General features: G+C 71.2%; 13 protein-coding genes. 5 read left to right on the top strand and 8 right to left on the bottom strand.

What is annotated here, in order from left to right; genetic code table 11:
* Position 1: 1 nt before the first annotated feature.
* Positions 2 to 499, bottom strand: a complete 498-nt coding sequence (rimP, locus tag ACIP6N_RS23215) for a ribosome maturation factor RimP (RefSeq protein WP_401818290.1) — start codon at positions 497 to 499, stop codon at positions 2 to 4.
* A 188-nt stretch (positions 500 to 687) separates the two neighbouring features.
* Between rimP and ACIP6N_RS23210 the strand changes: the two genes are divergently transcribed.
* The gene (locus tag ACIP6N_RS23210; RefSeq protein ID WP_401818288.1) at positions 688 to 1,191 is read left to right on the top strand and encodes a hypothetical protein; all 504 of its coding nucleotides are present in this window, start codon (positions 688 to 690) and stop codon (positions 1,189 to 1,191) included.
* The gene (locus tag ACIP6N_RS23205) at positions 1,188 to 1,607 is read left to right on the top strand and encodes a ferritin-like domain-containing protein (RefSeq protein ID WP_401818287.1); all 420 of its coding nucleotides are present in this window, start codon (positions 1,188 to 1,190) and stop codon (positions 1,605 to 1,607) included. Before ACIP6N_RS23210 ends, ACIP6N_RS23205 begins: the two co-directional genes overlap by 4 nt.
* 93 nt (positions 1,608 to 1,700) lie before the next feature.
* On the opposite strand, the gene ACIP6N_RS23200 is transcribed toward ACIP6N_RS23205, so the two are convergent.
* The 7 genes from ACIP6N_RS23200 to ACIP6N_RS23170 form a co-directional block, all read right to left on the bottom strand.
* Complete coding sequence (locus tag ACIP6N_RS23200) at positions 1,701 to 3,398, bottom strand: proline--tRNA ligase (protein ID WP_401818284.1); 1,698 nt, start codon at positions 3,396 to 3,398, stop codon at positions 1,701 to 1,703.
* Between the two features lie 70 nt (positions 3,399 to 3,468).
* Positions 3,469 to 4,044 (bottom strand): GNAT family N-acetyltransferase, encoded by a 576-nt coding sequence (locus ACIP6N_RS23195; RefSeq protein ID WP_401818282.1) that lies wholly within the window; start codon positions 4,042 to 4,044, stop codon positions 3,469 to 3,471.
* Between the two features lie 16 nt (positions 4,045 to 4,060).
* Entirely contained in the window at positions 4,061 to 4,906 is an 846-nt protein-coding gene (locus ACIP6N_RS23190) for a GNAT family N-acetyltransferase (RefSeq protein WP_401818280.1), read from the bottom strand.
* 238 nt (positions 4,907 to 5,144) lie between these two features.
* Positions 5,145 to 6,299: a flavodoxin-dependent (E)-4-hydroxy-3-methylbut-2-enyl-diphosphate synthase gene (gene ispG, locus ACIP6N_RS23185; protein WP_401818278.1), complete on the bottom strand. Its 1,155-nt coding sequence runs from the start codon at positions 6,297 to 6,299 to the stop codon at positions 5,145 to 5,147.
* A 163-nt stretch (positions 6,300 to 6,462) separates the two neighbouring features.
* Positions 6,463 to 7,764: a M50 family metallopeptidase gene (locus ACIP6N_RS23180; protein ID WP_401818275.1), complete on the bottom strand. Its 1,302-nt coding sequence runs from the start codon at positions 7,762 to 7,764 to the stop codon at positions 6,463 to 6,465.
* Positions 7,761 to 9,026, bottom strand: a complete 1,266-nt coding sequence (dxr, locus tag ACIP6N_RS23175; RefSeq protein WP_401818273.1) for a 1-deoxy-D-xylulose-5-phosphate reductoisomerase — start codon at positions 9,024 to 9,026, stop codon at positions 7,761 to 7,763. The genes ACIP6N_RS23180 and dxr overlap by 4 nt, the downstream gene beginning before the upstream one ends.
* 69 nt (positions 9,027 to 9,095) lie before the next feature.
* On the bottom strand, positions 9,096 to 9,782 hold the full coding sequence (locus ACIP6N_RS23170; protein WP_401818270.1) for a DUF2848 domain-containing protein: 687 nt from the start codon (positions 9,780 to 9,782) through the stop codon (positions 9,096 to 9,098).
* 159 nt (positions 9,783 to 9,941) lie between these two features.
* Between ACIP6N_RS23170 and ACIP6N_RS23165 the strand changes: the two genes are divergently transcribed.
* From ACIP6N_RS23165 to ACIP6N_RS23155, 3 genes are read left to right on the top strand one after another with little or no spacing between them, the layout of a single operon-like run.
* Positions 9,942 to 11,309, top strand: coding sequence for an MFS transporter (locus tag ACIP6N_RS23165; RefSeq protein ID WP_401818267.1), 1,368 nt, complete (start codon positions 9,942 to 9,944; stop codon positions 11,307 to 11,309).
* A 29-nt stretch (positions 11,310 to 11,338) separates the two neighbouring features.
* Entirely contained in the window at positions 11,339 to 12,142 is an 804-nt protein-coding gene (locus ACIP6N_RS23160) for a carbon-nitrogen hydrolase family protein (protein ID WP_401818264.1), read from the top strand.
* Positions 12,139 to 12,489: a cupin domain-containing protein gene (locus ACIP6N_RS23155; protein ID WP_401818262.1), complete on the top strand. Its 351-nt coding sequence runs from the start codon at positions 12,139 to 12,141 to the stop codon at positions 12,487 to 12,489. The genes ACIP6N_RS23160 and ACIP6N_RS23155 overlap by 4 nt, the downstream gene beginning before the upstream one ends.
* Positions 12,490 to 12,566 lie beyond the last annotated feature (77 nt).

Below are 12,566 nucleotides of genomic sequence, written 5' to 3'. Positions count from 1 at the left end.
CCTACGCCTCCTCTTCCTTCTTGTCCTTGCGGTTGAACTCGAGTTCCACGCGCGCCTTGGCGATCTGCGTGAATTCGACGCGGCGGGCGGTGGGCTTGCGCCCCTTCACGCCCGGCACCTCGAGGTCGAGTCCCTCTTCGTCCACGGTGAGAACGCGGGCCACGAATTCGTCGCCCTCGTGCAGCTGGAACTTGGCGAGACGGCCGGTGGCACGCACGTAATGGCGGTGCTCGCTCAGCGGGCGCTCCGCCCCCGGCGAGGTCACTTCGAGCTGGTACTCGCCCTCGCCCATCGCGTCCGTCTCGTCCAGCTTCTCCGAGATCGCACGGCTCACCTCGGCGCATTCGTCGAGATCCACGCCGTCGTCGGAGTCCACCACGATCCTCAGCACACGGCGCCTGCCTGCCCGGGACACTTCGATCTCTTCCAGATCCAGGTCCTCAGCGGTGACGAGCGGCTCCAGCAGTCCGCGCAGCCTCTCGCTCTCGGTGGTGCTCATCCGGGTGACTCCTCGGCCGCGTGTGCTGTTGTGGGATGTCGTGTGTCAGATGGCTAGGGTATCCGGTCGCAAGGGGTGTTGCCGTCCACGTTCGAGTGAACCGCAGGTACGCTCGCCTGCGGTGATCACCGCGAAACCCAAGGGAGAGACGCGTGGCGCGCACGGGTACGACACGAAGGCGTGCCCTCATGGCCGCGGGGGCGGCGACGGTCGCTCTGTTGACGTCCTGCTCCCCGGAGCCCGGCGGAGATCCCTCGGAAGAGGCACGGAAAGCCGCCGCGGAGGCCGCCGCGCGTGCCGAGACCGCGCTGCGGTCCCGCGCCGCGCGCACCAGCCGCGGACTGCTCGCGCGGTACGACGCGGTGCTGGAACGCCATCCCGCGGAGCACACGCGCCTGGCTCCGCTGCGTTCGGCCGTCGCCCGGCACGTCGAGGCGCTGACCACCGCCCGGCCCTCGCCCGCTCCCACGTCCTCGCCGGAGGCCGCCGCCGCGCAGGCGCCGGACGTCCCGGCCGTTCCCGCCGACCCCGCTGAGGCGGTCAGGGCCCTGGTCGCGGCGGAACGCCGCACGGGCGACGCCCACACCGCCGCGCTCATGACCGCGCCCCCGGAACTCGCCAGGCTGCTGGCCTCACTGGCGGCCGCGAGCGCCGCCCATGTCTGGCTGCTGACGGAAGGACCCCGCTCGTGAGCAACGCGCTGGACGCCGCGCAGGCGGCACTGACCGCCGAGCACGCGGCGGTCTACGGGTACGGAGTCGTCGGCGGCCGGGTCGGCCGCGAGCGCAGGGCGGAGGCCACCGCCGCGTACACCGCGCACCGTTCGCGGCGCGATGTCCTCGCCCGCGCCGTGCGGGACCTCGGCGGCAGCCCGGCCGTCGCGTCCGCCGCGTACCGCCTGCCCTTCCCGGTGACCGACCCGGCGGCGGCCGTACGGCTCGCCGCGCGGCTGGAGGACCGGATCGCGGACGCCTACTCGGACCTCGTACGTGCCACGGAGGGCGCCCAGCGCCGGGACGCGGCGGGCGCGCTGCGCGAGGCCGCGGTCCGCGCGGTGCGCTGGCGCGGCGGCGCCGTGGCCTTTCCCGGGCTCGCCGAGCGGGAGTGAGCCGCCCGGCGCCGCGCTGCGCCGGAACAGGACCGCGGGCGGGGTTCGCAGGCCGGCCGCCGGCGAACCCCGCCCGTCCTCAGGCCTCCGGGATCAGGCGGTGAGCCGCGCGATCGCCTCGTCGACGGTCAGCTCCTCGCGCTCACCGGTGCGCCGGTCCTTCAGTTCGACCACGCCGTCGGCCGAACGCCGTCCCGCCACCAGGATGTGCGGCACCCCGATCAGCTCGGCGTCCGTGAACTTCACGCCCGGGGAGACGCCGGGGCGCTCGTCCACCAGCACCCGCAGTCCGGCGGCTGCCAGCTTCTCCGAGACCGACAGGGCCAGCTCCGTCTGGAGCGCCTTGCCCGCGGCGACGACGTGGACGTCGGCGGGCGCGATCTCGCGCGGCCAGCACAGGCCCTGCTCGTCGGCGCTCTGCTCGGCCAGGGCCGCCACGGCGCGCGAGACGCCGATGCCGTACGAGCCCATCGTCACGCGTACCGGCTTGCCCTGCTGGCCCAGGACGTCCAGCTGGAAGGTGTCGGCGTACTTGCGGCCCAGCTGGAAGATGTGGCCGATCTCGATCGCCCGGTCGAGCTTGAGGCCCGCGCCGCACGCCGGGCACGGGTCGCCCTCCTCGACGACGACCACGTCGAGGTAGTCGTCCACCTCGAAGTCCCGTCCCGCGACGACGTTCCTGGCGTGGGTGTCGGGCTTGTTGGCGCCGGTCACCCAGGCCGTGCCCGCCGCGACCCGGGGGTCGGCGATGTAGCGGATCTTGAGGCCCTGCGGACCGACGTAACCGCGTACGAGGTCGGGCCGGTCCTCGAAGTCCTCGGCCGTCACCAGCTCCACGACCGCGGGCGCCAGGTGTTCGCCCAGCTTGCCGAGGTCCACCTCGCGGTCACCGGGCACGCCGACCGCGGTGATCTCGCCGTCGACCTTCACGAGCAGGTTCTTCAGGGTCGCGGACGCGGGCACACCGAGGTGCGCGGCCAGCGTCTCGATGGTGGGCGTGTCGGGGGTGTCCACCTCCTCGACGGGAGGGTGCGCGACGGCTTCGCCGGCGGAGGCGGACCGGGGGAAGGTCACCGCCTCCGTGTTCGCCGCGTAGTCACAGGCCGGGCAGTCCACGAAGGTGTCCTCGCCCGCCGCGGCCGGCGCCAGGAACTCCTCGGAGGCCGAGCCGCCCATGGCACCCGAGACCGCCGACACGATACGGAAGTCGAGGCCGAGGCGCGCGAAGATCTTCTGGTACGCCTCGCGGTGCAGCGCGTACGAGGTGGCCAGGCCCTCGTCCGTCGTGTCGAAGGAGTACGAGTCCTTCATCTGGAACTCGCGGCCGCGCAGCACGCCCGAGCGCGGACGCGCCTCGTCGCGGTACTTCGTCTGGATCTGGTAGAGCATGACCGGCAGGTCCTTGTAGGACGTGCACTGGTCCTTGACGACCTGGGTGAAGATCTCCTCGTGCGTCGGGCCGAGGAGGTAGTCGGCGCCCTTGCGGTCCTTGAGGCGGAACAGCAGGTCGCCGTACTCCTCCCAGCGTCCGCTCTGCTCGTACGGCTCCTTCGGGAGCAGCGCGGGAAGCAGTACTTCCTGCGCGCCGATCGCGTCCATCTCCTCGCGTACGACGCGCGAGACGTTGTCGAAGACCTTCTTGCCGAGCGGCAGCCAGCTCCAGATGCCCGCCGACGTACGGCGGACGTAACCGGCGCGGACGAGCAGCTTGTGGCTGAGCGTCTCGGCGTCCGCCGGGTCGTCGCGCAATGTCTTGACCATCAAACGGGACATGCGCTGGACCTGGGGCATGGGAGTTCTCCTGCGTTCTGTCGGGTGATGGCAGGAGGTTAACCGGGGCATACCGGCAGGCGGAAATCAGTTAGGACTTGTCCGGCCGTCGCAGCGGCAGCGGGGCACCCATCACGGCGTACGGGCGGGGCGCGCTGGGGAAGAGGACCTGGCGGGCCAGGTCCTCGTATCCGAGTGCCCGGTAGAGCCGGCGGGCCGGGTTCTCGATGTCGATGGCGGAGAGGATGGACCGGGGCTGCGTCGCGCGGTCCGTGATGGACGTGATCAGGGCGCGGCCGATGCCGCGCGCCTGGAACTCGGGGTGGACGTGGAGTTCCGTGATGACGAAGGAGTGGTCGAGCCAGCCGTCGGAGCCGGTCCGGCCGAGGTAGGGCTCGACCACCGTGGACCACCAGTGGGCGCGGTCGTTCGGCAGCCCGTAGACGAATCCGACGAGCCGTCCGTCGTCGGTGGTCGCGCCGAGGGCGCGGCAGCCGGGGTACATGAGGTGCCGGAGCACGATGTGGCGGCGTACGCCGATCTCTTCGTCGCTGAGCCCGAACGCGAGGGCCTGTACGGCGAGGGCGTCGTCCACGCGTTCGGTGAGGTCGACCGGCCCTACCTGTACGTCCGGGGTCCGGGGGTCGTCCCCGGGAATGCGCAGCATGGTCCGAACCCTACGTTCAGAACAGCACGCTCATGAAGGCCCCCACCTCACGGAAACCGACTCGGCGGTACGCGGCGCGCGCCGGGGTGTTGTAGTCGTTCACGTACAGGCTGGCCACGGGCGCGACGTCGGCGAGCGCGTGGCGGACGACGGCCGCCATGCCGGTCTCGGAAAGTCCCCGGCCGCGGTACTCGGGATCGACCCAGACGCCCTGGATCTGGCAGGCGCGCGGAGTGGCCGCGCCGATCTCCGCCTTGAAGACGACCCTGCCGTCCTCGATCCGGGCGAACGCGCGGCCCGCACCGACCAGTTCGGCGACCCGGGCCTGGTAGAGGAGTCCGCCGTCGCCGGCGAGCGGCGAGACGCCGACCTCCTCGGTGAACATCGCCACGCAGGCGGGCATGATCAGTTCCAGCTCGTCCTTGCGGATGCGGCGTACGAGGGGGTCGGGCTCGACGGCGGTGGAGGCCTGTTCCGTGACCATGAGCGGCTGGTTGGCGCGGACTTCGCGGGCGGGGCCCCAGTTGGGCTCGAGCAGCTGCCAGAGCTGGGCTGTGGGGTCGGCGGGGCCCACTATCGAGGAGCACCTGCGGCCGGTCCGCCTGGCGCGCTCGGCGAAGCCGCGTACGGCTTCGGGGGTGGCGCAGATGGGGACGAGGTTGGCGCCGGCGTAGCAGAGCGAGCGCAGCCGGCCTTCCTCGTACCAGCCCCACATCTCGCCGCCGAGGCGCCAGGGGTCGAGCCCGGCGATCTGGACGCGCGAGGTCACAAAGGCGTTGGCGACGGGCTCGCTCTCCAGGATGGCGAGCGCGGCGCCGAGTTCACTGGGTTCGAGGACCCGGGTGGTGGTCTGCGTCAACACGAGGGGGCCTCACCGGACGGTCTGCTTGTCTCCGCACTGTACCTGGCGGCTCCGCGGGGTGCCGCCGACAGGGGCGGCCCCGGGACCGGAGGCACGCCGGGGTGTCCGGGTCCGCGAAACGGTTCCGTGCCCCGAGTGCGCGGGGCAGCGGCGGAACCCCGGTACGCAGAACGCCGGCCGTCCAGGTGCGGACGGCCGGCGAGCTGGTGTCGCGGCCCGGCGAAGGCCGCCGGGAGGGTCAGCTGACGGAGACCTCGGGCTCGCCGGAGGCGATGCCGTCGCGCTCCATCTGCTCGGCGATCTTCATCGCCTCGTCGATCAGGGTCTCCACGATCTTCGACTCCGGCACGGTCTTGATGATCTCGCCCTTGACGAAGATCTGGCCCTTGCCGTTGCCCGACGCGACCCCGAGGTCCGCCTCACGCGCCTCGCCGGGCCCGTTCACCACACAGCCCATGACGGCGACGCGCAGCGGGACCTCCATGCCCTCCAGGCCCGCCGTCACCTCGTCGGCCAGCTTGTACACGTCGACCTGGGCGCGCCCGCAGGACGGGCACGAGACGATTTCGAGGCGGCGCTGCTTCAGGTTCAGCGACTCCAGGATCTGGAGGCCGACCTTGACCTCCTCGGCCGGCGGGGCCGACAGGGAGACGCGGATGGTGTCGCCGATGCCCTCGGCCAGCAGGGCGCCGAAGGCGACCGCGGACTTGATCGTGCCCTGGAACGCGGGGCCCGCCTCGGTCACACCGAGGTGCAGCGGGTAGTCGCACTGCTGGGCGAGCTGGCGGTAGGCGTTGACCATCACGACCGGGTCGTTGTGCTTCACCGAGATCTTGATGTCGCGGAAGCCGTGCTCCTCGAAGAGGGACGCCTCCCACAGCGCGGACTCGACGAGCGCCTCGGGCGTCGCCTTGCCGTACTTCTTCAGCAGTCGCGCGTCGAGCGAGCCCGCGTTCACGCCGATGCGGATCGGGGTGTGGGTCTCGTTCGCGGCCCGCGCGATCTCCTTGACCTTGTCGTCGAACTGCTTGATGTTCCCGGGGTTCACGCGGACCGCCGCGCAGCCCGCGTCGATCGCCGCGAAGACGTATTTCGGCTGGAAATGGATGTCCGCGATCACCGGGATCTGGGACTTCCTCGCGATTGTCGCCAGCGCGTCCGCATCGTCCTGAGTGGGGCACGCGACGCGGACGATCTGACAGCCCGAGGCGGTCAGCTCGGCGATCTGCTGGAGCGTCGCCCCGATGTCGGACGTGCGGGTCGTGGTCATCGACTGCACCGACACCGGCGCGTCTCCCCCGACCGCTACCGTACCGACCTGAATCTGGCGGCTGACCCTGCGGTCGGCGAGCTTGGTCGGTACGGACGGCATTCCGAGAGCAATGGCAGTCATCTGCTGTGCAACCCCAAGGTGTGGATCGAGAGGTCCCGAGATCAGCGGGCTCCGGTCCGAGATTACGCCACCGCGCGGCGCGGGAGCACACCGCCGCGAAATATGCGCCCAAAGTCAAGCGGCCGGACACCACAGGTGTCCGGCCGCTGAGAAGTCGCCAAAATCAGGTGATCTTCACGGGGTTGACCACATCCGCGATCAGAACGAGCACGGTGAAACAGATGAAGACCCCCGCGACCACATAGGCGACCGGCATGAGTTTCGCCACGTCGAACGGGCCCGGGTCGGGCCGCTTGAAGACACGCGCGAGGTTGCGGCGCAGGGCCTCCCACAGCGCTCCCGCCATGTGTCCGCCGTCGAGCGGCAGCAGCGGCAGCATGTTGAAGAGGAACAGCGAGAGGTTGAAGCCCGCCAGCAGGAACAGCATCATCGCGATCTGGTTCTGCGCCGGTACGTCGAGGTTCATCACCTCGCCCCCGATGCGCGCCGCGCCGACGACACCGACCGGCGAGTCCTGCTTGCGCTCGCCGCCGTCGAAGGCCGCGTTCCAGAGGTCGGGGATCTTGCCGGGGAGCGCGACGATCGAATGGACGCCGTCCCCGATCATGCCGCCCATCCGGTCCACGGAGTCCGGGAAGGAGAGCGGGACGATCTCGGTGGAGGCCGCGAAGCCGAGGTAGCCGGCCGGGACGAACTTGCCAGGGACGACCTCGCCGTCGGAGTCCTTCTTGGCGACGAGGTTCTTCGCCAGCTCGGCGTGCAGCACCTGCTCCGTGCCGTCGCGCCGGACGGTGAGAGTGGCGGGGCCGGTGGTCTCGCGGATGAGGCCGGAGAGCGTCGCCCAGTCGTCGACGCGCTTGCCGTCGAAGGCGACGATCTTGTCACCCTTCTTGAGCCCGGCCGCCTGGGCGGGTGAGACGGGGTCGCCCTGCCGGCAGGTCTGCCGCTGCTCGCTCTGCGAGATGACGCACTTCTGGACGCCGGCGACATCGGTCGTCTGGGTCTGGAAGCCGAAGGACATCGCCACGCTGAGGAAGATCACCACGGCGAGGACGAGGTTCATGAAGGGGCCCGCGAACATCACGATGAGCCGCTTCCACGGCTTGCGCGTGTAGAACAGGCGCGTCTCGTCGCCCGGTTCGAGCTCTTCGAAGGCCGCCGAGCGCGCGTCCTCGATCATGCCGCGCCAGGGCGAGGTGGAGCGGGCCTCGATGCGGCCGTCGGGACCGGGCGGGAACATCCCGATCATGCGGATGTAGCCGCCGAGCGGGATCGCCTTGACCCCGTACTCGGTCTCCCCGCGCTTGCGCGAGAAGAGCGTCGGTCCGAAACCGACCATGTACTGGGGCACCTTGATGCCGAAGAACTTGGCCGTCGAGAGGTGGCCCAATTCGTGGAAGGCGATGGAGAAGAGCAGTCCGAAGGCAAAAACGACTATGCCGAGGACCGTCAACAGAACCGTCATGCGCGAGCCTCCGCGGGCCGTTCTTCGCTGAATGTGTCTGCCATTTCACGGGCCCGGGCGCGGGCCCAGGTCTCCGCTTCGAGGACGTCCGCCACGGTGAGCGAGGCTCCCGGGGCGGGGTGCCCGTGCTCCGCGACGACCTCCGTGACGGTGTCCATGATGCCGTTGAACGGCAGCCGTCCCGCCAGGAACGCGTCCACGCACTCCTCGTTGGCGGCATTGAACACCGCCGGGGCCGTACCGCCGAGCGCTCCGACGTGCCTGGCGAGTCCCACGGACGGGAAGGCCTCGGTGTCGAGCGGGAAGAACTCCCACGTCGACGCCTTGGTCCAGTCGAACGCGGCGGCGGCGTCCGGTACGCGCTGCGGCCAGCCGAGGCCGATGGCGATGGGACCGCGCATGTCGGGCGGGGTGGCCTGCGCGAGGGTGGAACCGTCGTTGAACTCCACCATCGAGTGGACGTACGACTGCGGGTGTACGACGACCTCGATGCGCTCGAAGGGGATGTCGTACAGCAGGTGCGCCTCGATCACTTCGAGGCCCTTGTTGACGAGGGTCGCGGAGTTGATCGTGATGACCGGGCCCATCGCCCAGGTCGGGTGCGCGAGGGCGGCTTCCGGGGTGACGCCGGCCAGCTCGGCCCTCGTACGGCCGCGGAACGGGCCGCCCGAGGCGGTGACGACGAGCTTGCGGACCTCCGCGCGGGTACCGGCGGCCAGCCCCTGGAAGAGCGCGGCGTGCTCGGAGTCGACGGGGATGATCTGGCCGGGCGCGGCGGCCGCCTTGACCAGCGGGCCGCCGACGATCAGCGATTCCTTGTTGGCCAGGGCGAGTGTCCTGCCGGCGTCGAGCGCGGCGAGGGTGGGAGCGAGGCCGATGGATCCGGTGATGCCGTTGAGAACCGTGTGGCAGTCGGAGGCGGCCAGTTCGGTGGCCGCCTCCGGTCCCGCGAGGATCTCCGGGAGCGGTTCGCCCGCCCCGTACTCCGCCCGCAGCGCCTCGCGCAGCGCGGGAACGGCGGCCTCACGGGCCACGGCGACCGTCCGGACCCGCAGCCGCCGCGCCTGCTCCGCGAGGAGCGCCACCCGGCCGCCCGCGGCGGACAGCGCGGTGACGCGGAAGCGGTCGGGGTTGCGCAGGACCAGGTCGACGGCCTGGGTGCCGATGGAGCCGGTCGACCCGAGGACGACGACGTCCCTGCGGCCGTCGGCCGGGTCGAAGGCGATGTGCGGGTCCGCGAGAGGGGCTGGGCTGTCGCTCATGGCCCCATTCTTGCCCCATCGGCCGCGCGCGAGGACATCGCGTCCCCGTACACCACTCGTTCCGGCGGTTCAGCCGACCGGTTCGGCCATCCGCACCACGTCGTAGGCCAGTGCGATCGTGTCACCGGTGGCCGGGTCGCCCAGCTCCACGCGCCAGCCCTCGGCGAACTGGTTGACGTCCTCGGCCATCGGGATCGTGCCGGAGATCAGCACGGTGCCCGGCACCAGCTCGCCGCGCTCCTCGAGCACTCCGGCCCAGTAGGCGGGCGTGAGGAGTTCGCCGCAGGTGCCGTTCTGGATCCGGCTCTCCTCGCCGTCATGGGTGACCCACGCCCTGAGGGTCAGCGCGTCCGTGCCGCCCTGGATGTCGTCCAGCCGCCACGCGCGGGTGGCCAGGACGTCGGGGCCCGCGTTCTTGCTCCAGGCCACGCCGTGCACTTCGAGATCCCGGTCGGTGTGGTCGCAGGCCGCCGTCAGCAGCAGCTCGCCGCCGGCGGCCACGACCAGGGCCCATTCGGCCTCGCCGGACGTACGTCCGTGCTGGACGCTGACCCGGCCCGTCTGCTGAGCCAGATAGGGGGAAACCGGGTAGAGGGCGGGGGTCGTGGCGGGGGCCGGGACGCCGAGCGCGGCCAGTTCGGCGACGTGGGCGGCCACCTCGTCCTGACTGCGCCCCGCGTACCCGGCGTTCAGCACCTGGGTCACGACCACGCTGCGGGTCGAGCCGTCGGGAAGTTCGAATATCAGCGTGTTCACGGATCCTCCGAGCGGATGAGGGTGATTCTTCCTGTCCGGTACAGGCGCTTTCGTCTGCTTCGAAGCATGCGACTTCCCGCAGACCCTTGCGCATACGACTGGTATACAGCAAGTATGCCAATGGTTCGAGACCCCTCCCCCCGGACAGGGATGACACGCATGCAGAGCACCAACACGCGGCCGCAGGACCAGCCCGCGGGCAGGAACCCGGTGGGCCGCGCCTTCTTCGCCAGCCTCACCGGCACCGCGCTGGAGTGGTACGACTTCGCCGTCTACTCCGCGGCCGCCGCACTGGTCTTCGGGGATCTCTTCTTCCCCTCGGAGAACCCCTTCACCGGGACGATCCTGGCGTTCTCGACGTATGCCGTCGGGTATCTCTCCCGGCCGCTCGGCGGATTCGTGTTCGGCCGCCTCGGAGACGTCATCGGCCGCAAGAAAGTCCTGATGGCCACGCTGGTGCTGATCGGCGCGGCGACGCTGCTGATCGGCCTGCTGCCGGCCTACGGCACCGTCGGCATCGCCGCCCCCATCGGCCTGGTGGTGCTGCGCTTCGCGCAGGGCGTCGGGGTCGGCGGCGAGTGGGGCGGCGCGGTGCTGCTCTCCAGCGAATTCGGTGACCCGAAACGGCGCGGCTTCTACGCCTCGGCCGCCCAGATCGGACCGCCCGCCGGAAACCTGCTGGCCAACGGTGTTCTGGCGGCGCTCGGTGCCTGGCTCAGCGAGGAGCAGTTCCTCTCCTGGGGCTGGCGGGTCGCCTTCCTGCTCTCCGGCGTCCTGGTCGCCTTCGGCCTCTGGATCCGCACGCAGCTGGAGGAGACCCCGGTCTTCCAGGCCATCGAAGCGGCCCAGAACCGCCCCGAGGCCCCGGTCCGCGAGGTCTTCCGCGACCAGCCGAGGGCGCTCGTCTCCGCGATCCTCAGCCGGGTCGCCCCCGACGTGCTCTACGCGATGTTCACCGTCTTCGTCCTGACGTACGCGACCGGCGAACTGGGCATGTCACGCGGTTCCGCCCTGACCGCCGTCCTCATCGGGTCCTCCCTCCAGATCTTCCTGATCCCGCTGGCCGGCGCCCTGTCGGACCGGATCAACCGGCGCCGCCTGTACGGCTGGTCGGCGGTGGCGGCCGGGATCTGGCCGTTCGTGTTCTTCCCGATGGTCGACGGCGGCAACTGGGGGCTGCTCACGCTCGGCGTGATCGGCGGTCTGGTGATTCACTCGCTCATGTACGGACCGCAAGCGGCGTTCGTGGCCGAGCAGTTCGCGCCCCGGCTGCGCTACACCGGCTCGTCGCTCGCGTACACCCTGGCCGGGCTGATCGGCGGTGCGGTCGCTCCGGTGCTCTTCACCGCGCTGCTCGGCGCGTACGACGCGTGGGTACCGCTCGCGCTGTACATCGCGGTCACCGCGGTGCTCACCGTGACCGGTGTCCGGCTGGGCAGGGACGCCGATCACACGGAGGACGAGGAGTTCGAGCAGGGCAACAAACTCCGCGCGGAGGCCGCCATCCCGTCATCACACCCGTCGTGACAAACGAAGCAGGAAAGGAAGCAGGCAGCGTGCGTATCGCACTCAGTCAGATCACCGCGGACCCCGAGCCCGCGAAGAACCTGGAAACCGTACGGGAGCAGGCGCTGCGCGCCGCCGGGGCGGGGGCCCGGATCGCCGTCTTCCCCGAGGCCACGATGGCGCGCTTCGGCACGCCGCTGGGCCCGCTCGCCGAACCCCTGGACGGCCCCTGGGCCGACGGGGTGCGGAGCATCGCCGAGGAGGCGGGGCTCGTGATCGTGGCCGGCATGTTCACCCCCGCGCCGGACGGCCGCGTGACCAACACGCTGCTGGCGACCGGAGCCGGGGTCGAGGCCGCCTACGACAAGATCCATCTGTACGACGCCTTCGGCTTCGCCGAGTCCGACACGGTCGCGCCGGGCTCCGAGGTGGTCACCATCTCCGTCGACGGCGTCACGATCGGGCTGGCGACCTGTTACGACGTCCGCTTCCCGGAGCTGTTCCGGGCGCACGCGGACGCCGGAGCGGCGCTGTCGCTGCTGCCGGCGTCCTGGGGCGCCGGTCCCGGCAAGCGCGAGCAGTGGGAGCTGCTGGTCCGCGCGCGGGCGCTGGACGCGACCGTGTGGCTGGCCGCGGTGGACCAGGCGGACCCTGCGTCGGTCCCCGGGGGCCCGCCCGCGACCACGGCTCCCACCGGCATCGGCCACAGCGCCGTGGTGGGCCCCGACGGCTCCGTACGGGAGCGGCTGGGCGCGGAGCCCGGCCTGCTGACGGCGGACATCGACGTCGAGGAGGTCGCCGCGGTGCGGCAGAAGGTGTCGGTGCTCGCCAACCGGAGGCTGGGGCGCGCATGAGCAAGCCGGAACTGGAATTCCACGCCCCCTCGGGCCCGTGGGAGAAGCCCCCGGGATCCGCGCCCGGAATCCGGGAGCGCACCCTCGCCGCCGACGCGGACGGCGCTCACCGCACGGCGCTCGTGCGCTGGGCACCGGGAACCGACACCTCGGCGTCGGGCGTGGCGGTGCACGAGCACTGGGAGGAGGTCTACGTCCTCGACGGCGACCTGCACGACCTGACGCTGGGAGAGACGTTCGCGAAGGACACGTACGCGTGCCGGCCGCCGGGGATGCCGCACGGGCCCTGGACCTCGGACGCGGGCGTCACGATGCTCGTGGTCACCTATCCGGATCCGGCCGTCTGACGGCCGTGCGGCCGGCCCGACGGGGCGTGCGGTCCCGACGGGCGCGTGCTCCCGACGGGGCGTCCGGTCCCGACGGG

Origin of the sequence: Streptomyces sp. NPDC088725 (assembly GCF_044751305.1) — a bacterium.
Lineage (GTDB): Bacteria > Actinomycetota > Actinomycetes > Streptomycetales > Streptomycetaceae > Streptomyces.
The sequence above is the reverse complement of the archived record's forward strand: the minus strand, read 5'-3'. Positions and strand labels throughout refer to the sequence as shown.

Excerpts from the sequence above, each read along its gene's own strand:
- rimP (WP_401818290.1), bottom strand. The coding sequence starts at position 499 with ATGAGCACCACCGAGAGCGAGAGGCTGCGCGGACTGCTGGAGCCGCTC.
- ACIP6N_RS23210 (WP_401818288.1), top strand. The coding sequence starts at position 688 with ATGGCCGCGGGGGCGGCGACGGTCGCTCTGTTGACGTCCTGCTCCCCG.
- ACIP6N_RS23200 (WP_401818284.1), bottom strand. The coding sequence starts at position 3,398 with ATGCCCCAGGTCCAGCGCATGTCCCGTTTGATGGTCAAGACATTGCGC.
- ACIP6N_RS23195 (WP_401818282.1), bottom strand. The coding sequence starts at position 4,044 with ATGCTGCGCATTCCCGGGGACGACCCCCGGACCCCGGACGTACAGGTA.
- ispG (WP_401818278.1), bottom strand. The coding sequence starts at position 6,299 with ATGACTGCCATTGCTCTCGGAATGCCGTCCGTACCGACCAAGCTCGCC.
- ACIP6N_RS23180 (WP_401818275.1), bottom strand. The coding sequence starts at position 7,764 with ATGACGGTTCTGTTGACGGTCCTCGGCATAGTCGTTTTTGCCTTCGGA.
- dxr (WP_401818273.1), bottom strand. The coding sequence starts at position 9,026 with ATGAGCGACAGCCCAGCCCCTCTCGCGGACCCGCACATCGCCTTCGAC.
- ACIP6N_RS23165 (WP_401818267.1), top strand. The coding sequence starts at position 9,942 with ATGCAGAGCACCAACACGCGGCCGCAGGACCAGCCCGCGGGCAGGAAC.
- ACIP6N_RS23155 (WP_401818262.1), top strand. The coding sequence starts at position 12,139 with ATGAGCAAGCCGGAACTGGAATTCCACGCCCCCTCGGGCCCGTGGGAG.